This is a genomic window from Streptomyces sp. ADI95-16 (assembly GCF_003721495.1).
GTDB lineage: Bacteria > Actinomycetota > Actinomycetes > Streptomycetales > Streptomycetaceae > Streptomyces > Streptomyces goshikiensis.
Window position 1 is genome coordinate 778,480 of record NZ_CP033581.1, and the last position, 23,558, is coordinate 802,037.

A 23,558-nucleotide genomic window follows, 5' to 3' on the forward strand; every position below is an offset into this window, starting at 1 on the left:
GTACCGTCCACGGGGCGGTACGACGACACCACCAGGGGTGGACATGGCAGATCTCGTGCTGCGCGACGACCGCGAGCGCGGTGTACTGGGGGCGTTCGAGGACGGCACCTACCTCGGCGGCATCGCGTACTTCGTGCTCGACGCGGCGCCGCACGCCCTCGTCGCGGTGCACACCGTCGTCGAGGAGGGCAACGAGGGCCGGGGCATCGCGGGTTCGCTGGCCCGGGAGTTCTACGCGATGGCCCTGCGCGAGGGCGTCCCCGTGGTGCCGCTCTGCCCGTACGTGGCGAAGTGGGCGCAGCGGCACCCGGAGGAGGCCCCGCAGCCTCCGGGCGAGGTGACCCGTACCGCCGAGTGGGAACTCGCGGCGCGCCCCGACCGCTGGTGACGCGGCCCGGCCCGCGAGCCCGGCATCATCCGAAAGACAAGCCCTAGTCTCGCGGGCCGGCTTCGCGCAGGGCCTGGGCCATGCCGCCCCGGGTCGTGATGCCGAGCTTGGGGAAGATCTTGTAGAGGTGTGCGCCGACGGTGCGCGGGGACAGCCGCAGCCGCGCGCCGATCTCCCGGTTGGTCAGTCCCTGGGCCGCCAGTTCGGCGATCCTCAACTCCTGTGCGGACAGCGGGTGCCGGATGCCGCGGGCGGGGGTTCCGGGCCGCTCCGGCTCCGGTCCCGCGCCGCCGGCGGCGGCGAGTTCCCGGGCCGCCTGTCCGGCCCACGGCGTCGCGCGCAGCCGCTCGAAGACGGTGTGCGCGGCGGCCAGCCTGGCGGCGGCCTCCCGGCGCCGGGAGCGGCGCCTGAGGCAGGCGCCGTGGGCGAGGTGGAGCCGGGCGAGCTCGAAGGGCCAGTCTCCGGCGCCCGGAACGGCGTACGCCGCGGTGTACCGCTCCTCGGCCGTGTCGTCGGGCGCGGCCAGCGCCTCGGCGGCGGCGACGAGGAACGCGTGGTGGGGCGAGACCTCCGCGACCCCGGCCGCCCGTACGGCCGACAAGTGTGCCCGGGCCTCGTCCCGGTGGCCGCTCTCCACGGCGGCCTGGGCGAAGTCCAGCAGGGTGAGCTGGATCCACGGCACGTCCGGGGGCAGCACACCGGGCGGGGTCAGGGACCGTACGTGGTGCCAGGCCTCGCCGACCCGCCCGTGCCCGAGGGCGCACAGCGCCTTCAGGCCCAGCAGCCGTCCGGTGACCAGGCGGACGCGGTGCTCGCTCGCCCAGGGCGACAGGGTCCGGCCGATGGCCTCCAGGCCGGCGGTGTCGCCCCGGCCGGCGAGGACCTGGGCCTCGTGGAGGAGGAACATCATCTCGTTGAAGCCGTAGCCGTGCGCGGCGGAGGCCGCGGTGCCGCGGCGGGCGCGCGCGAGGGCCTCGTCCCACCGGCCGTGCAGGAAGCCGTCGTGGGTGCGGGCGAGGTCGATGAACGCCTGGGTGACGTAGGTGCCGCGGTGCGCCAGCCGGTTCCACAGGGCGTCGTGCTCGCCGACGGTGTCGACCGCCATCGCGGTCCACAGCAGCAGCCGGTCCGCGAGGGGGTGCGCGTCGTCCCCCAGCTCCGCGGCGGCGGCGCGCAAGCGGGCCGGTACGTCCCGCGCGGTACGGGGCGGGTCGGCCCACGCCTGGTGGCAGAGCGCGGCGAGCGGGGAGCCGCCGGCGGCGTGCCGCTCCAGAGCGGCCCGGGCCCGCTCGTCACCGGTGTGCACGGCGACCAGCAAGAGGACGAACAGCGCCGGCTCGACCAGGGCCGCCCGCCGGGCGGCGTCCCCGGGGGCTGCGGGTTCGCCGGAGGCGGCGGCAACGGCGTCCAGGATCGCGGGCAGTCTTTCGACCGCGGGGACCGAGTCGCACTCGCGGTGGAGCCGGACGTAGGCGACGACGAGCGCGTACAGGGCCCCCGGCTCCGGCGTGCGCGGGGCGGCCTCCGTCGCGGCCTCGGCGAGCAGCCGGTCCGCGAAGCGCAGCCGGCCGCCCCGGGCGGCCATCTCCGCCGCGGCGACGAGCCGGGCGGCCCTGCGCTCCACGTCCGCCGTGAGTCCGGCGGCGCGCGCCATGACGCTCGCCGCCTCCGCTTCGGCGCCACGGTCCCCCATGGCCTCCGCCTCCGCGTACAGCAGCGCGGCGAGGCCGTCGTCGGGCCCGATCGCGGCGGCCGCGAGGTGGGCGATCCGCCGCGGGTCGTGCGGCGGCAGCGTGTCGGCGAGCCGGCGGTGGGCGGCGCGGCGTTGCGCGGAGGAGGCGATGTGGACGAGGCCGGCGCGTACCAGGGGGTGGCGGAACCGTACGCGGCCCGTCGCCGGGTCGAGGCGCGCGAGGCCGGAGTCCGCGATCGCCCGCCAGGGACTCGGCGTACCGGGCGGGCTGGGCGCGGCCGGGCCGCCGAGCGCCGCCAGCAGCAGGACGCGCCGGGCCTCTTGCGGCAGGGCGCGCAGCCTGTCCTCGTACAGCCGGCCCAGGCGCTCCCCCAGCGGGAGTTCGCCGAGCAGTTCCGCGCTCTCCGGGTCGGCGAGGACGGCGAGCCGGTCCGGTGCGGCCCGTTCGAGCTCGGCCGGCAGCTCCCGCAGGGCGAGGGGGTTGCCGCCGGCCGCGCGCAGGACGCGGCGGCGGGCCCAGTCGGCGAGATGGGGGTGCAGTACGCGCAGCAGGCGCGCGGCCCGGGCGTCGTCCAGCGGTTCGAGGTCGATCGCGCGGCCCGCCGGGCAGGTCGCGTACGTGCCCTCGTGGCGGGTGGCTCCGATGACGACGAGCGGGAGCCCGGCCGCCCGCTCGGCCACGGAGCGGAACACGGCGGCGCTGGCCGGGTCGGCCCACTGCAGGCCGTCGAGGAGCAGCACGAGGGGCCGGTCGGCGGCGGCGCGGGCCAGCAGCGCGAGCGCGGCGTCGGCGACTTCCGTGACGGCGGGCGGGGCGCCCTCCCTGAGGCCCAGGGCCCGCTCCAGCGGGCCCTGCCGGCCGTCCGGGAGGGTGTGGTCGGTGTCGAGCAGCGGCCACAGCACCTGGTGCAGCGCGGCGAACGGCAGCTCGTACTCCGCTTCGGCCCCGGCCATCCGCAGCACGCGCAGACCGGCGCGCGCGGCGCGGTCCTCCGCCCAGTCGAGGAGGGCGGTCTTGCCCATGCCGGGGTCGCCCCGCAGCAGGAGCGCCGCGCCGGTCTCGCGGACGGCGGCCAGGGCGGGCTCCAGGAGCGCCCGCTCCGGACCGCGCCCGGTCCGGTCGGGCCCCGGAGCGGGCTCCACGGGCTCCATGGGTTCTGCCGGCTCCACGGGTTCCGCCTGCGCCGCCGTCCCGCTCGCGCTCTCCCACCCGTTCCGGGTCCCGATCTCCACGCGCTGCCCCGCCGTTCTGCCATTCCTGTGCTCAGCGCACAGTAGAACAGCCGCTCGCCCCGGCGGAATCCGCGAGAGGCGGCCTAGCCGCGGGCGGCGAAGGCCTTCGTGAAGGCCAGCGGCTCCTGGAGGATCGAAGAACAGGTCGGGTCGGCGGAGTTCTTGGCGCCGCCCGGGCACTGCTTGTCGCGGGCGCCGGACCACATGGCGAGCCAGCCGAGACCCTTGGCGCGGGCGAACTCCACGAGCTGCGTGGCGTCCTGCACCGTGAAGACCTCGCTGCTGACGTCGTTGACGCCGATCATCGGCGTGACCGCCACGGCCTTCCACGCCGCCGCGTCACTGAGGCCGAGCACCCCCTTGATCTGCGCCTGCGTCGCGGTGGCCGCCTGGATGGCGTACCCGCCCATGTCCCCGCTGTACGCCGGGCCGTAGTCCATCGCCATGATGTTGACGGCGGAGATCGCCACCCCGTTCTGCCGGGCGTTGGCCATCAGGTCCACGCCCGGCTGGGTGAGGCCCTCGGGCATCACGGGGAGGGTGAAGGAGACGTCGAGCCCGGGGTGCGACTTCTGCAACTGCGCGATGGCCTGGGCGCGCCGGGTGTTGGCGGCGGTGTCGGGCAGGGCCGCGCCCTCGATGTCGAAGTCCACCTTGGTCAGCCCGTACGCGTCCACGACCTTCCCGTACGCGGCGGCGAGGCTGTCGGCGGAGGTGCACACCAGCCCCAGTTCGGAGCCGGCCGCGCCGCCGAACGACACCCGGACGTCCCCGCCCTTCGCCCGCAGGGCGGCGATCTGCGAGGCGACCCGGTCCGCGTCGAGGGCCGTGGTGCCGCCCCAGAGCGGGGAGCAGGCACCGCCGGAGGTGACGAAGGCGAGGTTGAACTCCTTGACCCCGGTCTTCGCCGCCGTGTCGAGGAGGTCGTAGGACGGATAGAGCGAGGTGTCGACGTACGGCGCGAAGGCGGCGCCGCCTGCGGGCCGGGGCGCGGTGGCGGTCGGCTTCGGCGCGGTGGTGGCGGTGGGCGCCGTGGTCGGCGCGGTCGGCTGGGCGGTCGGCTTGACCGTGGGCTTGGCGGTCGGCCGGGCGGTGGCGGTCGGCGCGGTGGTGGGCCGGCCGCTGGGGCTGGGCGTCGCCCCGGTTCCCGCGGAGCACTTCTCCTTGTTGATGAGACAGCCCGTCGGCGCCCCCGCGTCCTGTCCGGCGGCGGTGACGAATCCGACGGTGACCGAGGCACCGGGCGCGAGGCCCGCGGTGTCCCAGCGGGGCGGCTTGACCGTCACGTGCTGCCCGCTGACGGTCTGTTCGCCGTTCCAGAGCGAGGCGATGCTCGTACCGGTGGGCAGGTCGAACTCAAGGGTCCAGTCCTTCAGCGCCGCACCGCCGTGGTTGGTGATGACGTACTGACCGGTGTAACCGGTGTTCCAGCTGCTCGCCTTGGTGAAGGCGGCGCCGACCGACGCCGCCTGCGCGGTACCGGTCAACGCCAGCGCGGTGCCCCCGACGGCGGCCGCGACGGCCAACGCCCCGGCCGCCTTTGCCTTGCCGCTCGTCGTACGGCGATGGGAATTGCCAGCCATGGGGACCTGCCTCTGGAGTCGGGATGAGGATCGATCAGCACGCTAGCGACCACAAACCCGGCAAATCCCCGCCCCGCCCCCCGCCCCTCCGTTCTTGAGGCGCCCTTAAGCCAGGGGTAAGCACCACCTCAGAAACAGCGCCCCCACCGCCCCCACGCGCCCCGCACCACCCTCAACCGCGTGAAGCCACTTCAGGAGCGGGCGATGGACAACGAGATTCAGCTGATCAGTGACGGCGACGGACTGGCGGTCATCGGGAACCCGACGGATGTCGACCGCTTCCTCACCTCGGAGGGCCTTTCGTCGAAGGACCTCGGACTACAGCGGCTCAAGTCCGTTGCCGGTAGGGGGGCTGGAGCCGCGCAGGCGGGTTCGGAGATCGCCGCCGACTCCGGCCGCTGGGTGCAGCTGACTCAGGAGTCGGCGCGGCTCGTCGAGAAGTACGGGCTGAGGGAAAGCTCGAAGACGGGTCTCAGCACCGGTGTGGTGAAGGGGCACAAGGGCCAGGTCAGGGGGTTCCTGGAGTTCGTGAAGGGGCCCCGGTCGCTTCTGACCAACCCGGCGGCTCTCGCGGGCGCCGCGAGGATCATGACGCAGGTCGCGATGCAGCAGACCATGGACGAGATCACCGACTGCCTCGCCACGATCGACGAGAAGGTCGTCGACGTGCTGCGCGCGCAGAAGGACGCCGCGCTGGCCCGTGCCGGACGCGTCTCCGGAGGAGCTGCACGGGCATCGCCTCGGGCTGAAGGCCGCCCGGCAGACCCGGCTGGAGCACATTTCGCGGAGCACGGAACGCTTGGTGGCCAGGGTGAACGCGGCCGCCGGCGCCGCCAACGCGAAGGTGTTGCTGCACCCGGCCAAGTCTCCCGCCGTCGTCCAGTCGAGCAACGACATCGCGACCTGAGTCCATGACTTCCACGGTCGGCTCGGGATCACGTCCGGTCGGCGGTCATCCGAGGCGAGGCGGTGGGCGGACGCGGCCGCGGAGGCGAAGGACAAGGCGCTCGCGGCGGGAGCGAAGGGCGTCGGTGCCGCCAGGACCCTCGGCACCGAGACCCTCGACCGGGCCGGCTCGGTGAAGGGCAGGCTCTCCAGCGGGATCGCCGAGCGGACGCGCCGTCGGCGCGGGGGCGCGGAGGAACGCGACGGGGAGGGCTGAGCCGGGGCCGTTCGGAAGGTCGGGAGGCGGGGGGCGGCGTACGTTGGAAAGGACTGCGGGGGGTGGTGGCGCAGGAAGGGCGGGCCCATGGCAGAGGCCTCCGGTACTCCCCTCCGCCAGAAGGCGGCCGGGCTGCTGGACAGTCCGTTCATCGGGATGTCCCCGTGGATCGTGTTCTCGCTCTTCGTGGGGCCGGGGCGCTTCGAGTGGGCGGTCGTGATCGCGCTCACGATCTCCATCGCCCTCGTCGTCGTGAGCCGGCTGCTCAAGCCCGGCGGCTCGCTGAAGATCCTCGAGGTCTCGGACGTCGTGTTCTTCGCGATCCTCGCCGTCATCGGCGCCCTGGCCAGCCCTGGTACGCACCGCTGGCTGGAGACCTACGCCGGCGAGGTCTCCAACATCGCCCTGATGACCATCGCCTTCGGATCCATGGCCCTCCGCAAGCCCTTCACCCTCCAGTACGCGCGCGAGCGGGTCGATCCCGCGCTGTGGTACTCCCCGGCCTTCCTCCGGACCAACTACATGATCACGGGGGTGTGGGGGCTGGCCTTCCTGGTCGCCGCGATCGCCGGGGCCTTCGGTGACCTGGTCCTGCACAACCCGAACAACATCTGGACCGGGTGGATCATCCAGGTCCTGGCCATCGTCGCGGCCCTGCGCTTCACCGCCTGGTACCCCGAGGTCGTCCGGGCGCGGGCGCACGGCGGCCCCCAGCGCCTGCCGCTCGCCGGGCTGCTGCTCCCCCTCGCAGGCCTGCTCGTACCGATCGGGATCGCCGTCCTCGTCTTCGACGGGCAGCTGTGGTGGCTCGGCGTCGCCCTGATCGTCGTCGGCGGCGGGCTGACCCGGCGGCTGAAGCAGCAGAACGACCGTGACGGTACGCAGCCGGCCGCCGCCGGGCCGGCCGGGCCCGGGTAGGGATCCCGGTCAGCCGGGAGCCGGGGCGATCCGCACCTCGTGGCCCGCCCCGGCTCCGTCGGCGAGGAACGAGGCCAGGGCCCGGCCCTCCTCGGCGACGGCGGCGCTCTCGGCCCGGGAGAAGCGGCGCAGCGGGGTGACCGTCACGGCGCCGGCCCCGGCCCTCCAGGTCGCGGCGACCCGGCCGTCGACGAGGACGACGCGCTCGCCGGCGACGGACAGGCCGCGGTGGGCGTCGTCGATGATCCGGCCGCGGTGCTGGTAGCCGAGGATCGCGTTGTCGAACGCCGGCAGGAACCGCACCGGGGCCGGTGTGGCGGGGTCGGGGCGCGGGGCGTCGGGGAGGTCCAGCAGCTGTCGGCCGCGCTCGTCCCGGAAGGTGACCAGTTCCGCGCGCATCGCGGCCACCGCGGCCGGGAGCCCCGCGAGTCCGCACCAGGCGCGCAGGTCGGCCGGGGCGGCGGGGCCGTACGCGGCCAGGTAGCGGCGGACCAGCGCCTGGCCCACGGGATCGGAGCCGTCCGGGGACGGCGGGTCGATCTCGCGGCCCAGCCAGGAGGAGAGCGGTACGTTGCGCACGCCGCCCTTGGTCCGCCACAGCCCGCGCGGCGGCAGCTGCACCACCGGGACGAGGGCGGCGACCAGCATCTCCCCCAGGGCCCGCGGCCCCGGCTCCGGCCAGCGCCCGGCGAGCGCCCGCGCGAGTTCGGTCATCGAGCGGGGCTCCCCGTCGGCCAGTACCGCCCGGCCCGCCGCGGCGAGCTCGTCGAGGTCCACTCCGGCGAGCTCGGCGCGGTAGTTCCCGAGCACCCGCCCGCGCAGCATGGCGTCGTGGCGGGAGCGCCAGGCCAGCGCGTCCTCGGCGGCGAGGAGGTGGACGGTCCGGCGCATGAGGTGCGTCCGTACGACCCGGCGCCGGACCAGCAGCTCCGAGAGCGTGCCGGGATCGAAGGCCCGCAGCCGGGTCCAGAGCCCGACGAACGGCTCCTGGGGTTCCTGAGCCTGCATGCCCCCGAGGTGCGCCACCGCGTCGAGCGCCGGCAGATCGGCGCGATCGAGCAGCAGTTGCCGGGCGAGAGTGGCGCGGCCCAGCGCCCGCGCGTCGAGCACGGTCATCGTGGCCGGCCTCCTTCCTGTCGTTCTTGTCGTTCGGTACGGTCACGGTCACAGGGGTAGCGGACAGGTACTGTCCGCTACCTGGGGCACCATGGGTGTCATGGCGAAGACCTCGGCACGGCTGCTGTCCCTGCTCTCCCTGCTCCAGGCGCGCCGGGACTGGCCGGGACAGCTGCTGGCCGATCGCCTGGAGGTCACCGCGCGCACGGTGCGCCGCGACGTGGACCGCCTGCGCGAGCTCGGCTACCCCATCGCCGCGACCCGGGGCCCCGACGGCGGCTACCGGCTCGACGCCGGTACGGAGCTGCCGCCGCTGCTGTTCGACGACGACCAGGCCGTCGCCCTCGCGGTCGCCCTCCAGACGGCCGCCGGTACCGGCGCCGGGATCGAGGAAGCCGCGGCGCGCGCGTTGAACACCGTCCGGCAGGTCATGCCCGCCCGGCTGCGCCACCGCATCGACGCCCTGCGGGTCACGGCGGTCGAACGGGCGCCGGACCGGCCGCGTCCGCAGGCCGACCCGCAGGTGCTGCTGACGCTCAGCGCCGCCGTCCACGCCCGCCACCTGCTGCGCTTCGACTACCCGGCGGCCGACGGCGCCGCCGACGCCCCCGCGCGCCGGGTGGAGCCCCACCACCTCGTCACCTGGGGCGGCCGCTGGTACCTCGTCGCCTGGGACCTCGACCGTACGGACTGGCGGACCTTCCGCGCGGACCGGATCGGCCCGCGCTCCCCCACCGGGCCCCGGTTCGCGCCGCGCGAGCTGCCGGGCGGGGACGTGGCCGCCTTCGTCTCCGCCCGGTTCCGGGGCGCCGCGGGTTCCGGGGACTGGCCCTGCCGCGGCGAGGTGGTCCTCGACCTGCCCGCCGCGGCCGTGTCCCGCTACGCCGGCGACGGGATCGTCGAGGAACTCGGCCCGGACCGGTGCCGTCTCGTGCTCGGCGCCTGGTCCTGGCCCGGACTGGCGGCGACCATCGGGAAGTTCGACGCCGACATCGAGGTCGTCGGCCCGCCCGAGCTCAGGGCCGCCTTCGCCCACCTGGCCCGCCGCTACGCCGCCGCCGGGGCCCGCGAAACCACCGCGGCCTCCGGGGCCTGCGCCCGGGTGTCACCAGGTGACGGGGAGGGCGTGCAGGCCGTTGAAGAACTCCCTTGAGCGCCAGCTCAGTTCGCCGTGGGGAACGGCGAGGCGCAGTTCCGGCATGCGGAGGAGGACCCGCTCCAGGGCCACCTGGAGTTCCAGCCGGGCGAGGTGCGCGCCGAGGCAGTAGTGGACGCCGTACCCGAGGGTGAGGTGCGAGGTGCCGCAGCGGTCGAGGGCGAGCCGTTCCGGGTCGGGGAAGGCGGCGGGGTCGCGGTTGGCGGCGGACAGGTCCCCGATGACGGGCTCGCCGCGGCGCACCAAGACCCCGCCGAGTTCGATGTCCTCCAGGGCGTAGCGCGGGGAGAGCGGCATGCCGTTGAACAGCGGCAGGTAGCGCAGCAGTTCCTCGACGGCCTGCGGGATCAGCCCCGGGTCCGCGCGCAGCCGGGCCCAGAGGTGCCGGCCGGCGCCGTCGGGGTGCAGCAGGAGCGAGAAGGAGTTGCCGATCTGGCTGGCGGTGGTGACGAAGCCGCCGACGAGGATCTCGTTGACGAGGATCATCACCTCCTCCTCGGAGAGGGTCCCGTCCTTGTCGCAGGCTCCGGTCATCAGGCTCAGCAGGTCGTCGGCGGGCTCCCGTCGGCGTTCCTCCACCCAGGTCGCCAGCAGGGCGGTGAACTCGGCGGCTTCGCTCCGCATCCGCTCGGGCGCGACCCGGCCCGAGCACACGGTGTCGGCCCAGGCCCGTACGCGGGGGTGATCTGCGGCCGGTACGCCCATCAGCGCGCAGATCGCCGTTACCGGCAGCGGGAACGCGAAGTCCTCGACCAGGTCGGCGGGCGGCCCGGTGTCGCCCATCCGGTCGAGCAGCCCGTCGGCGATGCCCCGGATGTCGTCGCGCAGGCGCTCGACGCGGCGCGCGGTGAACGCCTTGCCCAGCAGGGACCGCAGGCGGGTGTGGTCGGGGGCGTCGTTGCCGACGAGTCCGCCGAGGTGGCTGACCTCGGGCGTGGTGCGGGGCGGGTCGCGGCGGGCGGCTTCGGCGAGGCTGAAGCGGGGGTCGGACAGGACGGTGCGGACGTCCTCGTGGCGGGTGGCCAGCCAGGCCTCCTCTCCGTAGGGGAGCCGCACCCGCGCGAGGGGCCGTTCCCGCAACGCGGGGTAGCCGGGGTACGGGTCCAGTCCCTGGGCCGACCAGAAGGGGTAGTCGAGGGGGTCCGGGTGGAGAGACATGGGATGTCAGCCCTTTCCTGGAGGGGGTGAGCGGTCGGGGAGCGGTCGTGCGCCGGGCGCGGTCAGCGGGGGCCCACCGGTACGACGACGTGCGTGGGCGGCGGCGCGCTGTCGTCGACGGTGGCGGTGAAGTCGAGGCCGTCGTCGCGGCAGACGAACTGCATGACCTGCCGTCCGGCGGCGGCCGCCCGGATGAGGCCGCCCGTGGTGGCCCAGACGCCGGAGAGGTAGAAGTTCCGCAGGCCGGGCAGGACCGGCCCGTGCTTCTTGACGAGTTCCTCCATGGTCTCGCCGCCTTCGACGAAGGGCTGCCAGCCGAGGACGGTCCCGTCGTAGTTGCCCGTGTAGCGGATCTGGGTGAGGGGCGTGGAGGTGTCGCGCACCGCGATGGAGTCCTTCAGCCCGGGGTAGCGCTCTTCCAGGAAGGCGACGACGGTGTCCCGGACCCGGTGTTTGGCGGCCGAGTAGGCGCGGCCGCGCCGGACGGGGAGCGTGTGGTGCTCCTCTCCGCGGCGGGGCCGGCTGAGCTGCTCGGGGCCTTCGCTCAGCCCCCGCCAGGGGTCGGTGTCGGAGAAGTACGTGGCGTAGACGACGGTGGTGTCGCGGGGCGACAGCTCGGGGTAGAACCGGCTGCGGAACTGGACGTTGAGGCTGGGGTGGCGGATGCCGGGCAGCCGGGCGGCGGTGGCCTCGTCGAGGAGGTGGGTGGTGGTGGGGTCGCCCTGGGGGAAGGTACGGCGCAGGCCGAGGAAGACGCTGACGTATCCGGGGAAGACCATGCCGGGCTCGTCGATGGTCTGCGTGTAGAGCCGCCGGTAGGTGTCGTCGAGGTAGCGGCCTTCGAGGAACTTCATCAGGGTGGTGTGCCCGTCGCACGCGGAGACGACGATGTCGGCGCGGTGTTCGCTCCCGTCGGCGAGCCGCACGCCGACCGCGCGGTCGTTCTCGACGAGGATCCGCTCGACCTTGGCGTTGTACGTGATCTCGCCGCCGAGCCGGGCGTAGCGCGCCTCGATGGAGCGGGCGAGTCCGAGGGAGCCGCCCTCGGGCACCCCGGCCGAGCGGTTCGCCTGCGCGGCCATCTGGAAGTAGAAGGGCAGTACGGGGAAGGCGGGGTGCTTCTCCAGCAGGATGTAGTTGAACGCCTCGCGCAGCAGGGGGTCCTGGAAGCGGGCCGAGTACTCCGTCATCAGCACCGACATCGAGGTGCGGAAGAGGTTGAGGTAGGGGACGAAGCCGGCCAGCATGCGCCAGCGCTCCCACCGGCCCATCAGCCCGACGGGCTTGAGGAAGGGGTACGTGGACAGGCAGGTGCGGAATTTGCGCAGTCCGGCGCAGAACCCGCGGATGAGGCGGGCGTCGGCCGGCGAGAGGGACAGCAGGTGGGCTTCGAGCCGGTCGGGGTCGCTGTAGAAGTACACGGCGCGCCCGTCCCGGCCGCGCACGATGTTGAACACGTCGAAGTGCCGCATCTCCTTGCCCTGGAGCGCGCCCAGTTCGAGCCAGATCTGGTGCATCTCGTTGCCGGGGCCGTTGCCCAGCAGCCAGCTGACGCAGCAGTCGAAGGTGAAGTCGCCCCGGCCCCAGCCGGTGCAGCAGCCGCCGGGAATGTCGTGCATCTCGAAGATCCGGCTGCGGTAGCCGTTCATCTGGGCGTAGCAGCCGGTGGACAGGCCGCCGAGCCCCCCGCCGATCACGATCATGGTTTGCCTGTTCCGACCGGTCACCGGACCCGCCGCCTTTCGAGCTGCGGCAGTACGCCGAGTTTTTCCGGATGCCAGGGCGTGGTTCCGCCGCTCTCCCAGGCCCGGAAGTCGAGGCCGAGTTCCCGGCAGACGTACTGGGTGACGAACCGTCCGCTCGCGGCGGCGCGGATCAGGCTGCCGCCGCCGAACCACTGGCCGGCCAGGGAGAGGCCGCGCAGTCCGGGGAGCCGCATCCGGTCCTTGTTGATCAGCCCGGTGATCACGTCGTCGGCCTCGGTGAAGGACTTCCAGCCGAGGATGCTGCCGCCGCGGACGCCGGTGTAGCGCTCGATGGTGGCGGGCGAGGCCACGTCGACGACCTCGATGGCGTCGGTGATGCCGGGGTGGTGCCGTTCCAGGAAGGCGCGGACGAAGTCGGCCACCTCCTGTTTGCGCGCCCAGTACGCCTTGCGGTCGGTGAGCCGCAGCTGCTTCCAGTACGCGTAGTCGCTGAAGTAGGTGCAGTGCACGACGGACTTGCCGGGCGGGGCGAACCCGTCCGAGTAGTGGGAGCGCAGTTGGACGACGAGGCTCTTCTGGAGGACGCCCGGCAGGGCGGCGGCGTCCTCGTCGGACAGCAGGTACGTGGTGCTGTGCCGCTCGGTCGCGGCGAACTCGCCGTCGAGGCCCACGAAGGCGGAGACGACGCCGGGGTAGACGAGCTCGGGGCGGTTCATCATCTCCTGGAAGAGGGTGTCGACCCTGGGGCTGCTGTACCGGCCTTCGAGCAGCCCGTGGATCGTGGTGTAGCCGTCGCAGGCGGAGACGACGTGGTCGGCGTAGTGCCGCTCGCCCCCGCGCAGTTCCACCCCGACGGCCCGGTCGTCCTCGACGAGGATGCGCGCCACCCTGGCCCGGTAGTCGATCCGGCCGCCGAGCGAGGTGTAGCGCTCCTCGACCGAGCGGGCCAGGCCCAGTGACCCGCCCTGGGGGAAGCCGGCGTTGCGGTGGTGGGCACTGGCCATGTTGAACAGGTAGGGCAGCAGCGGGAAGACCTCGTGGTCCTGGAAGAAGATGAACGGGAACGCCCGGCGCAGCAGCGGGTCCTGGAACCGTCCGGCGAAGCGTTCCATTCGGGTCGCTGCGGTGCGCCAGAACAGCAGGAAGTTGGGGAGGACGGCCCGCAGGGTGGCCAGTTTCTCCCGGGGCGTCTGGAGCGGCGGGGGCGTGAGGAAGGGGTACAGGTTGGTGTCGGTGAAGCGCCTCAGGTCGCGGCAGAAGGCGCGGATGGGCCGCGCGTCGGCGGGTGAGATCTCCAGGAGGTGGCGTTCGAGGCGGCCGGGGTCGTTGTAGAACGTCACCGAGCGGCCGTGCTCGTCGACGACGGTGTTGAACATCTCGAAGTTCGCGATGGTCTTGCCGTCGAGGGCGCCGAGTTCGCGCCACACCCGGTTGGCGTCGTTGCCGGGGCCGGTGCCGGTGAGCCATTCGATGCAGTAGTCGAAGACGTAGCCCTGCCGGGACCACGCCGTGCAGCAGCCCCCGGGCAGGACGTGCCGCTCGAAGATGCGGGTCTCGGCGCCGCTCATCTGGGCGTAGCAGCCGGTGGACAGGCCGCCGATGCCGGCGCCGATGATGATGACGCGGGGCGGCCGGCCCGGTGCCCGCTCGCGCGGGGGCCAGACGGTGCGGGCTTCACCCGGCATGCGTCTCACCTCCGGTGGACCCGGCGCCGGTCTGGGCAGCGCCGCCGGCATGGACGGCGCCGCCTGCCCGGACCGCGCCGTCGGGGTGGACGGCGTCGCCGGTGTGGACGGCGCCGCCTGCCTGGACGGCGTCGCCGGTGAGCGCGGCCAGGGTGAGTGCGGCGTTGCGCTCCGCGTACTTCTCGTCGAGCATCTCGGCGTGCGTGCCGTGGCCCCGGAGCAGTTCGGTGCGGGTGGTCGAGCTGCCGTGCCAGGTGCCCTGGCGGCCGGCCGCGTAGAAGGCGGCCTTGGGCTCGTCGGAGATCACGCTGACGGCCGCCGTCACCGTGCCCAGGTTGGGGGTGCGGCCGCAGTAGTCCAGGTAGTCCCTGGCCTGCGCGAGGGTCTCGTCGGCGACGGAACGGGAGCCGGTGTGGCGGTGGAGGTGGCCGCGCAGTTCGCGCTCGAAGGCCTCGACGTGCTCCTCGGCGATCGTCTGGGACTCCAGGATGCGGTAGGAGTCCATGATCACGACGTGCGGGACCGTGCGTCCGCGCCGTTCCAGTTCCTTGGCGACCTCGAAGGCGAGGTTGCCGCCGAGCGAGTACCCGAGGAGCGGGCAGGCGCCGTCGGGCCGGAGCTTCTCGATGAGGTCGGCGTAGCGCACGGCCTTGTCGTCGCCGTAGAGGTGGTTGAAGGCGACGAGTTCGTACTGGGGCAGGTGCGCGGCGAAGCCGCGGTAGACCAGTCCGTGCCCGCCGGCCGGCGGGAAGCAGAACAGCGCGGGGCCCCGGCCGGTGTTGAAGGTCAGGTGGGGGCGGCCGCCGGCGATCTTGCCCGTGATGATGTCCTCGACGGTCCTGGCCATGCCGTGCAGGGTCGTGACCTTGAAGAGCAGGCTGACCGGGACGGTGAGGTTGAACTCGGCCTGGAGGCGGTGGATCAGCTCGATGAGCTTGATGGAACTGCCGCCGGAGGCGAAGAAGTCGCTGCGCAGGCCCACGCGTTCCAGGCAGAGCAGCGACTGCCAGTGCGCGGCCATGGACCGTTCGTAGAGCGTGACCGGCGGTTCGTGCCCCTCCTCGGCGGATGCGGCGCGCGGCTGGGGCAGGCCGGCGATGTCGACCTTGCCGTTCGGGGTGAGCGGCAGGGCGTCGAGGGCGGTGAAGTGGGCCGGGATGAGATGGGTGGGCAGCGCCGCCGAGAGGTGGCCGCGCAGTTCGGCCGGATCCGGTGCGCTCCCGGGGGCGGGGACGTAGTACGCGCACAGGGCGGCTTCGCCGTGGGCGTCGGCGCGGACGGTGACGACGGCCTGGGTGAGGCCGGGCCAGGACAGCAGCAGGGATTCGATCTCACCGGGTTCGATGCGGTGGCCGCGCACCTTCAGCTGCGCGTCGGCGCGGCCGAGGAGGTGGACGCGGCCCCGGGTGTCGCGGCGGGCGAGGTCGCCGGTGCGGTAGAGCCGCTCCGGTTCGGCCCCGGGGCCGCGGCCCAGCGTCAGGTACACGAACCGCAGCGCGGTCTGTTCGGGGTCGTGGGCGTAGTCGAGGGCGAGGCCCGCGCCGCCGACCCAGAGTTCTCCGGTGACTCCGGGCGGCACGGGGGCGCGGTGCTCGTCGAGGATGCGCAGGGTGCAGTTGGGGAGCGGCTTGCCGATCGGGACGGGCTGGTTGGGGTCGAGTCCGTCGGTGGGGCCTTCGAAGCAGGCGCTGTCGACGGTCGCCTCGGTCAGGCCGTACGAGTTGATCACGCGGGTGCCGGGGCCGCACAGGCGGCGCAGTCGCTCGTACTCCCCGACCTTCCAGACGTCGGAGCCGACGATCAGCAGCCGCATGAAGTCCAGGCGGTGTCCGCCGTGTGCGCAGTGGTGCATGAGGGAGCGGACGACGGCGGGGACGAACTCGGCGCAGTCGACGCGCTCGGTGGTCATCGTCTCGTACAGGCGGGCGGTGTTGAGCAGCAGCTCGCGGCCGATCAGCACCAGGCGGCCGCCGGAGCACAGGGCGCGGACGAGGTCGCCGGTGAAGACGTCGAAGGAGACGCCGGCCATCTGGAGGTGGACGCCGGGGGCGGTGTCCAGTCCGTACTCCGCGCGCCAGGCGGCGTACAGGGCGCTGAGGGCGCGGTGTCCGACGCGTACGGCCTTGGGGCGGCCGGTCGATCCGGAGGTGTGGATGACGTACGCCGGCGCGTCCGGGTCCGCCGCGGTGCCCTCCTCGGCTCCGGCGTCCTCGGCTCCGGCGTCCGCGGCGGCCTCCAGGTCGGCGGGGCCGTCCGGGGCGGGGAGGTCGGTGAGCACGGGAATGCCGAGGGCGGCCAGGCGTGCGGGGCCCGCCGTGTCGGTGATGACGAGCGCCGCCCCGGCGTTTTCCGCCATGCCGGCGAGCCGGTCGGCGGGGTGGTCGGGGTCGAGCGGCAGGTAGGCGGCGCCCGCCTTGAGGACGGCGAGCAGGGCCACGATCAGCTCGGGGGACTTCGGGAGGCAGACGGCGACGACGGCCCCGCGTCCCACGCCCCGGTCGCGCAGCCGGGCGGCCAGCAGCCGGGCGTGGCGCTCCAGTTCCCCGTAGGTGAGGTGGCGGGTGGGCCCCGCCTCGGCGGGGACGGAGACCGCGACGGCGTCCGGGTGGCGGGCGGCGGCCCCGGCGATCAGCCGGTGCACGGCCGGCTCCTCCGGGAGGACCGGGCCCCGGGCACAGGCGTCGGTCAGGACCCCTTCGCGCTCGTCGGCGCAGAGCAGTTCGAGGCGGGCCACCGGCCGGTCGGCGGGGGCGCGGGTGAGGGCGTCCAGGACGTTGACGTAGTGGGAGGCCATCCGGCGTACCGTCTCGGGCGGCAGGATGTCGGTGTTGTACTTCAGGACGCAGTGGAAGCGCTCTTCCGACGCGTCCTCGTAGGCCGACAGGGTCAGGTCGAACTGTCCTTCCTCTTCGGGGAGTTCGATGTAGTCGAGGCGGTATCCGTACTGCTCGGTGGCGACCTTGTGGGCGAGCAGGATGAACATCGCCTGGAAGACGGCGGAGCGGCTCGGGTCGTGCTGGAGCCCCAGCTCCTCGACGAGCAGTACGAACGGGTACTCCTGGTGGTCGAGTCCGCCCAGGACGACCTCGCGGACCTGTGCCAGCAGCGCGCCGACCCCGGGGGCCCCGGACAGGTCCGCGTACAGCGGGAGCGGGTTGACGAAGTAGCCGTAGACGGAGGCGAATTCCTCCTCGGTGCGGCCGGTCACCGGGCTGCCGACGACGATCCGGTCCTGCCCCGAGTAGCGGTGCAGCAGGACGTAGTAGGCGCTGAGCAGCACCATGAACACGGTCACGTCGTGCGCGCGGGCCAGGGCGTGGACGCGGGCGCTGAGTTCGGCGTCGAGGACGAAGAACTCGGAGGCGCCGTTGTGGGTCTGCACGGCGGGTCGCGGGCCGTCGGAGGGCAAGTCGAGGGCGGGCACCTCGGCGGGCAGGACGCCGCGCCAGTACTCCAGCATGCGCCGGGCGTCGGGTGAGGCCAGGAAGCGGTTCTGGCCGTTGAGGAAGTCGAGGTAGCGGGCCCGCAGGGGCGGGAGCGGGACGGGCCGGCCCGCGCGCATGCCCTCGTAGAGCGCGAGGAGTTCCTCGATGAAGGTGAAGGTGGAGATCGCGTCGGAGATGATGTGGTGGACGGCCTTCATGACGATCCAGCGGTCCGGACCGCGCCGGAAGAGCCGGAAGCGGATCAGCGGGTCGTGTTCGAGGTCGTACGGGCGGCGGTACTCGCGGACGATCATCGCGTGGATCTCGTCCCAGTCCCGGTCCTGGACGTCGAACAGCGCCACGTCGGCTTCCCCGCCGGTCGCGATCTGCTGCACCGGCCGGCCTTCCTCCAGCGTGAAGTTGGCGCGCAGCATGGGGTGGCGCGCCACGAGCGCGCGGACGGCGTCGAACATCACCTCCGGTTCGAGCCGGGCCCTGATCTCGACCGCGCCGCCGATGTTGTAGGCGAAGCCGTCGGGGTTGAGCTGCTTGAGGAACCAGAGGGCCTTCTGGTTCTGGGTGAGGGGGTGGCGCAGCTCGTCGTGGTGGGTCTCGACCTCCGCCACGGCTCCGTCGCCGTCCGCCGTGTCGGCGAGGCGGGCGGCTGCCGCCCGGCAGAGCTGGTCGCCGAGTTCGGCGAGCGGTGCGCCGCTGAGCAGGGCGACCAGGGGCAGGGCCACTCCGGTCTCGGCCTGGACCCGGACGCGCAGTTCCATGGCCATCAGCGAGTCGAGGCCGAGGGCGGCGAGGCTGCCGGCCTCGCCGAGCTGCTCCGCCGGCACCCGCAGAACGGTCGCGGCGACCGCGGTGAACCGCTCCAGCGCGAGTGCGGCGCGGTGCTCCGCGTCCGCCGTACGGAACAGGTCGAGGAATCCGCTGTGCGCGGCGGCATCGGCCCCGGCGCCGCTGTCGGCGGTCGCGGCGAGCTCGGTGACCAGCGGCGGCGGGGAGGGGTACCAGGAGAGGAAGGCCTTCCAGTCCACCACCGTGGCCACGAGCAGCTGGGGGCGGTCCTGGCCGATGACGCGCTCCAGGACGGCGGTGCCCGCGTCGGGCGCGAGCGAGCTCATGCCGCGGGCCAGGCGGTAGTGCTCGACCAGCCCGAGTTCCTCGATCATCCCGGTGGCCCAGGGGCCCCAGTCGATGCTGAGCGCGGGCAGTCCGAGGGCGCGCCGGTGGTGGGCCAGCGCGTCGAGGAAGGCGTTGCCCGCCGCGTAGTTGGTCTGGCCCGCGGTGGTGAGCAGCGAGGCGACCGAGGAGAACAGTACGAAGTGGTCGAGCGGCGCGTCGCGCAGCAGGTCGTGGAGGAGCCACGCGCCGGCGGCCTTGGGGGCGAGGACGGAGTCGAAGGCGGGCCGGTCCATGGCGGGCAGCAGGGTGTCCTGGACGTGCCCGGCCAGGTGGAACACGCCGCGCACGGGCGGGGCGTCCAGGGTGCGGTAGGTGTCCAGCCAGGCGGCCAGGGCCGCGCCGTCGGCGACATCCAGCGCCGCGTGGACGGGGTGGGCGCCCAGTGCCTCCAGTTCCTTGACGAACCGGGTGCTCCGTCCGGCCGGGGAGGCCGGGTCGAGGCCGCTCCAGGCGGCGCGGTCGGGCAGCGGCGTACGGCCGGCCAGGATGAGGTGGCGGGCGCCGCGCCGGACCAGGAACCGGCACAGCAGCCGGCCGAGCGCGCCGAAGGCACCGGTGACCAGGTAGGCGCCGTCGGGGCGCAGCCGGGTGGGCAGGGGGCGGGTGAGGCCTTCGGGCCGGGTGAGCCGGCTGATGAGGCGGCGGCCGTCGCGCAGCGCGATCTCGTCCTCGGGCGGCCCGGCGGGGCCGACGGCATCGGCGGCGTCGGAATCGGCGGCCGGGGTGTGCAGGATCTCGTCCAGCAGGGCCCGCGCCTCGGCCCGGCTGACCTCGTCGGGCCCGGGTCCGGGTCCACGTCCGGGTCCGGCGTTCGGCGCGAGGTCGATCAGCTTGCCCCGGTGGGCGGTGAGTTCCTGGTGGCGCAGGACGCGGCCGACGCCCCAGGCGAGCGCGCCCAGCGGCTCGACGGGCTGCCCGCGATCGGCGGCCTGCGCGCCACGGGTGACGATGTGCAGGGCGGCGGGCGCGGCGCTCTGGTCCGGGTCGCTCAGGAGCGCCTGCGCGAGGGCGATCAGGGAGTAGGCCCCGGTGGTGCTGTGGGCTTCGAGGTGCCGGCGCTCGGTGGCGTCCAGCGCCGGCAGGTCGAGGTTCCACAGGTGGACGACGGTGTCGGGGACCTCGGCCGGCCCGGCCGGGTCGGTGAGCAGCCGCCGCAGGTCCTCCGCCCGGCCGGGGACCACGGTCGAGGTACGGGTGTCCCGGTGGGTGACGTAGGCGTCGCCGGGACGTACGAGGTGGCAGTGTCCCCCGCGTGCCGTGACGAGTTCGGCGAGCGCGTCGGCCACGCCGCCGGGGGCGTCGGCGAACACCAGCCAGGTGCCGGGGGCAGCGGCGGTGGCCGGGGCGGGCTCCAGGGGGCGTTCGCTCCAGGTGGGTTCGGCGAGCCAGCCGTCGATGGTGGCGAGGCCGACCGCGGCAGTGGCCTTCTCGACGTCGGCGGCGCGGAAGCCGCCGACGTGGCCGAGCGGGAGCCCGGCGTCGTCGTGGAGGGCGATGTCCCCGACGAGTTCGCCGTCGTGCCGGCGGGTGACCGTGGCATGGGCCCACAGCGGCTGGTCGCCGACCGGTCCGGTGCGGACGTCGGCGATGGACAGCGGCAGCAGGATGCCGGTGGAGCCGTCCTCCGGGCCGCCCCGGTCCGCGGCGGTGAGGAGGGTCTGGAAGCAGGCGTCGAGCAGCACGGGGTGGATGTGGTGGCCGGCGGCCGCGTCCCCGCTCACGGGGTCGGGGCGGCGGATCCGCGCCAGTGCCTCGCCGGGGCCGGTCCACACCTCCTCGATGCCCTGGAAGGCGGGCCCGTAGTGGTAGCCGAGGGCTTCCAGCGCGGCGTAGCAGGCCGCGCCGCCGTAGTGGCGGTCGGCGCGCGCCCGGACCACCTCGATGTCCAGCGGGGCCCGGGGCGTGGGGCGGTGGCCGGTTCGGACGACGCCGCTCGCGTGGACGGCGCGTTCCGTCGTGCCGGGGCCGCCGGTCGCGACGGTGAACGCGGCGTCCTCCAGGGAGAGCGCCAGTTGCACGGTGCGGGAGGCGTCGTCGGGCAGGAACAGGGCCTTGCGGAACTCGATGTCGCCGAGCGCGATCTCGGTGCCGCCGGTCAGGGTGCGGACGGCTTGAGCGGCCATTTCGAGGTAGCCGGCGGCCGGGAACAGGGCGCGGCCCTGGATGCGGTGGTCGGCCAGGTAGGGGGCGGTTTCCAGGTCGATCTCCGCTTCCCACACGGGTTCCGCGGTGGCGAGCCGGCGGCCGAGCAGGCGGTGGTCGACCTGACCGAGCCGGACCTGCGCGACGGGGCGCGGCTCGGTCCAGTACCGGTCGCGCTTCCACGGGTAGCGCGGCAGCGGTACGGTCCGGCCGGCGGGCTGGAGCACGTCCCAGGCGATGTCGAAGCCGAGGTTGTGGAGCGCGGCGAGGGAGGCCGTGAAGCAGGCCTCCTCGTCCTCGCCCCGGCGGATCGACGCCAGGGTGACGGCTTCGGCGCCCGGCTCCGCGGCGGCGGGAACGCCGGCCAGGCACTCCTTGATCGCGTGGGTCAGGACGGGGTGCGGGCCGATCTCCAGGAAGGTGCGGTGGCCGTCAGCGGCCATCCGCTCGACGGCCTGGCGGAAGCGGACGCTGTCGCGGACGTTGCTCCACCAGTAGTCGGCGTCGAGTTCGTTGCCCACCGCCCGGCCCTCCCTGCCGGTCAGGTACAACGGCACCCGGGCCGGGCGCGGTTCGATGCCGGCGAGGCTGGAGAGCAGCTCGTCCTTGATCTCCTCCATGCGGGCGCTGTGGTAGGGCACGCGGACGGTGAGGAACTTGGCGAAGACCTGTTCGGCGTGGAGTTCCCCGGCGAGGGCGGTGAGCGCGGCCTGGTCCCCGGCGAAGGTGACCGCCGCCGGGCTGTTCACGGCGGCGAGGGACACCTGGTCCCCGTACGGGCGCAGGCGGCGCAGCGCCTCGTCCTCGGTGAGTCCGGCGGCCAGCATGGTTCCGGTGCCTGCCAGCCGCTGCTGGAGGCGGCTGCGGTGGACGACGATCCGCACCGCGTCGCGCAGGCTGTAGACGCCCGCTTCGTGGAAGGCGGCGACCTCGCCCGTGCTGTGCCCGACGATGGCGTCGGGACGTACGCCGTGGGCGCGCCACAGGGCGGACAGGCCCACCTGGACGGCGAAGTTGGCGGGCTGGGCCAGCCAGGTCTCGGCCATCCGGGAGCCGGCCTCGTCGGCGGCCATCGCCTCGGTCAGGGACCAGCCGGTGAGTTCGGCGATCTCGTGGTCGCAGCGTTCGATCGCGTCGCGGTAGGCGGGCTGCGCGGCGAACAGCTCGCGGCCCATCCCCCACCACTGCGGTCCCATGCCGGTGAACACCCAGGCGAGCCGCCGGTGTTGGTCCGGGCGGCGGCGGTCGAGGAGTACGCGGGGGTGGGTTTCGCCCCGCAGGTGGGCGGCGAGTGCCTCGTCGAGGTCCTCGCGGGAGCCGTAGACGACGGACAGCCGGGCGTCGTGGTGCTGGCGGCGGTGGGCGAGCGTGTACCCGAGGTCGGCGAGGGACGCGGGTGCGGCGGCGGGCCCGGCCAGCTCGCGGCGGATCGCCTCGGCCCTCTCGGGCAGGGCGGCCGGGTCGCGCGCGGTCAGCGGGAGGATCGTGTACCGCGGGCGGGATGCTCCGGGCCTCGCACCGGGCCCCGCGACGAGCCCCTCGACGGAGGGATCGGGCGCCGCCGGCGCCTCCTCCAGCAGGACGTGCGCGTTGGTGCCGCCGAAGCCGAAGGAGTTGACGCCGGCGCGCGCCGGGCCCCGGTGCGCGGGCCAGGCGGTGACCCGCGTCGGAATGTCGAAGGGCGCGCCGGCGAGGTCGATGGCGGGGTTGATCCGCCGCAGGTTGATGTGCGGCGGGATCCGGCGGTGCCGGATGCTGAGGGCGGTCTTGATGAGGCCGGCGATGCCCGCGGCCGATTCCGTGTGCCCGATGTTGGTCTTGACCGAGCCGACGTAGCAGGCGGCGCCGGGGGCGCGGCCGACGGCGAGGGCCCGGGCGAGGGCGGCGGCCTCGACGGGGTCGCCCACCGGGGTGGAGGTGCCGTGGGCCTCGACGTACTGGAGGTCGCCGGGTGTGATGCCGGCCTCGGCGCACACCCGCTGGATGAGGGCGACCTGGGCGTCGGCGCTGGGCACGGTGATGCCGTTGGTGCGGCCGTCCTGGTTGACCCCGCTCGCGGTGATCACGGCATGGACCGGGTCACCGTCACGGAGGGCGTCGGAGAGGCGTTTGAGGGCGACGACGCCGACCCCTTCGGCGCGGACGTACCCGTCCGCGTCGGCGTCGAACGTACGGGAGCGGCCCTCGGGGGACAGGAAGCCGCCCTTGGTCTCGGCGATGGTGTACTGCGGCGTGAGGTGGAGCAGGGTGCCGCCGGCCAGCGCGAGGGTGCTCTCGCCCCGGCGCAGGCTCTCGCAGGCGAGGTGGACCGAGACCAGGGAGGAACTGCACGCGGTGTCGACGGAGAGGCTGGGGCCCCGGAAGTCGAAGCAGTGCGAGATGCGGTTCGACACCATCGTCATCATCGTGCCGGTCGCGGTGTGCGCGGCCAGCGTGTCGAACCGTAAGTCGGCGAACTGGAGGATCTTGTAGTCCAGGGTGAACGCCCCGATGAACACGCCGACGTCGCCGCCGGCCAGTTCGGCCGGCTTCTGGCCGCCGTCCTCCAGTGCCTCCCAGGCCACCTCCAGCAGCTTGCGCTGCTGCGGGTCCATGGAGTCCGCCTCGCGGGGGCTGATGCCGAAGAAGGCGGGGTCGAACTCGTCGAACCCGTCGATGTAGCCGCCCCGGCCTCCCACCAGCCGCCCGGGTTTGGCCTTGTCACGGCTGCCGAGCGTGCTCACGTCGTACCGGTCGCGGGGCGTCGCGGTGATGCAGTCCTTGCCGTCGAGCAGGTTCTGCCAGAAGACCCGGTGGTCACCAGCGCCGCCGGGGAACCGGCAGCCGATGCCGATGATCGCGATCTTCTCCGGAGGGGTGACGCGGATCGCTTCAGCCATGGTGGTCAGGTCCTTAGGTCGTCGACAAGTACCGCTGGGGAGGGCAGGGGTGGGCACGCCTGCGCGCGCGGGGGCGTGCGGAGCCCGTGCGGGACGGGAGGGGGGCGCGTACGGGTGCGGGGA

Annotated in this window: 11 protein-coding genes; 4 read left to right on the forward strand and 7 right to left on the reverse strand. The window is 74.0% G+C overall.

The window, feature by feature from the left end:
• The first annotated feature begins 43 nt into the window (after nt 1-43).
• Complete coding sequence (locus EES41_RS03920; RefSeq protein ID WP_123082240.1) at nt 44-388, forward strand: GNAT family N-acetyltransferase; 345 nt, start codon at nt 44-46, stop codon at nt 386-388.
• A 43-nt stretch (nt 389-431) separates the two neighbouring features.
• On the opposite strand, the gene EES41_RS03925 is transcribed toward EES41_RS03920, so the two are convergent.
• The gene (locus EES41_RS03925; RefSeq protein ID WP_164495738.1) at nt 432-3,233 is read right to left on the reverse strand and encodes an AAA family ATPase; all 2,802 of its coding nucleotides are present in this window, start codon (nt 3,231-3,233) and stop codon (nt 432-434) included.
• A 164-nt stretch (nt 3,234-3,397) separates the two neighbouring features.
• Nucleotides 3,398-4,897 carry a cellulose binding domain-containing protein gene (locus tag EES41_RS03930; protein ID WP_123075683.1) on the reverse strand — a complete coding sequence of 500 codons (1,500 nt, stop codon included), beginning with the start codon at nt 4,895-4,897 and terminating at the stop codon, nt 3,398-3,400.
• A gap of 204 nt (nt 4,898-5,101) precedes the next feature.
• Here EES41_RS03930 and EES41_RS03935 point away from each other — a divergent pair, with 204 nt between their 5' ends.
• Nucleotides 5,102-5,812, forward strand: a complete 711-nt coding sequence (locus EES41_RS03935) for a hypothetical protein (RefSeq protein WP_367995763.1) — start codon at nt 5,102-5,104, stop codon at nt 5,810-5,812.
• A gap of 334 nt (nt 5,813-6,146) precedes the next feature.
• Nucleotides 6,147-6,977: a hypothetical protein gene (locus EES41_RS03940; RefSeq protein WP_123075685.1), complete on the forward strand. Its 831-nt coding sequence runs from the start codon at nt 6,147-6,149 to the stop codon at nt 6,975-6,977.
• A gap of 9 nt (nt 6,978-6,986) precedes the next feature.
• On the opposite strand, the gene EES41_RS03945 is transcribed toward EES41_RS03940, so the two are convergent.
• Complete coding sequence (locus EES41_RS03945; protein WP_123075687.1) at nt 6,987-8,093, reverse strand: winged helix DNA-binding domain-containing protein; 1,107 nt, start codon at nt 8,091-8,093, stop codon at nt 6,987-6,989.
• Between the two features lie 100 nt (nt 8,094-8,193).
• Here EES41_RS03945 and EES41_RS03950 point away from each other — a divergent pair, with 100 nt between their 5' ends.
• Nucleotides 8,194-9,246 (forward strand): YafY family protein, encoded by a 1,053-nt coding sequence (locus EES41_RS03950; RefSeq protein ID WP_174261646.1) that lies wholly within the window; start codon nt 8,194-8,196, stop codon nt 9,244-9,246.
• Here EES41_RS03950 and EES41_RS03955 read toward each other — a convergent pair.
• The 4 genes from EES41_RS03955 to EES41_RS03970 form a co-directional block, all read right to left on the reverse strand.
• Nucleotides 9,199-10,407, reverse strand: a complete 1,209-nt coding sequence (locus EES41_RS03955) for a cytochrome P450 (protein WP_123075691.1) — start codon at nt 10,405-10,407, stop codon at nt 9,199-9,201. The genes EES41_RS03950 and EES41_RS03955 overlap by 48 nt on opposite strands.
• Nucleotides 10,408-10,469: 62 nt before the next feature.
• Nucleotides 10,470-12,110, reverse strand: coding sequence for an NAD(P)/FAD-dependent oxidoreductase (locus tag EES41_RS03960; protein ID WP_123075693.1), 1,641 nt, complete (start codon nt 12,108-12,110; stop codon nt 10,470-10,472).
• A 20-nt stretch (nt 12,111-12,130) separates the two neighbouring features.
• On the reverse strand, nt 12,131-13,798 hold the full coding sequence (locus EES41_RS03965) for an NAD(P)/FAD-dependent oxidoreductase (protein WP_123075695.1): 1,668 nt from the start codon (nt 13,796-13,798) through the stop codon (nt 12,131-12,133).
• The gene (locus tag EES41_RS03970) at nt 13,788-23,435 is read right to left on the reverse strand and encodes a non-ribosomal peptide synthetase/type I polyketide synthase (RefSeq protein WP_123075697.1); all 9,648 of its coding nucleotides are present in this window, start codon (nt 23,433-23,435) and stop codon (nt 13,788-13,790) included. Before EES41_RS03970 ends, EES41_RS03965 begins: the two co-directional genes overlap by 11 nt.
• Nucleotides 23,436-23,558: the final 123 nt, after the last annotated feature.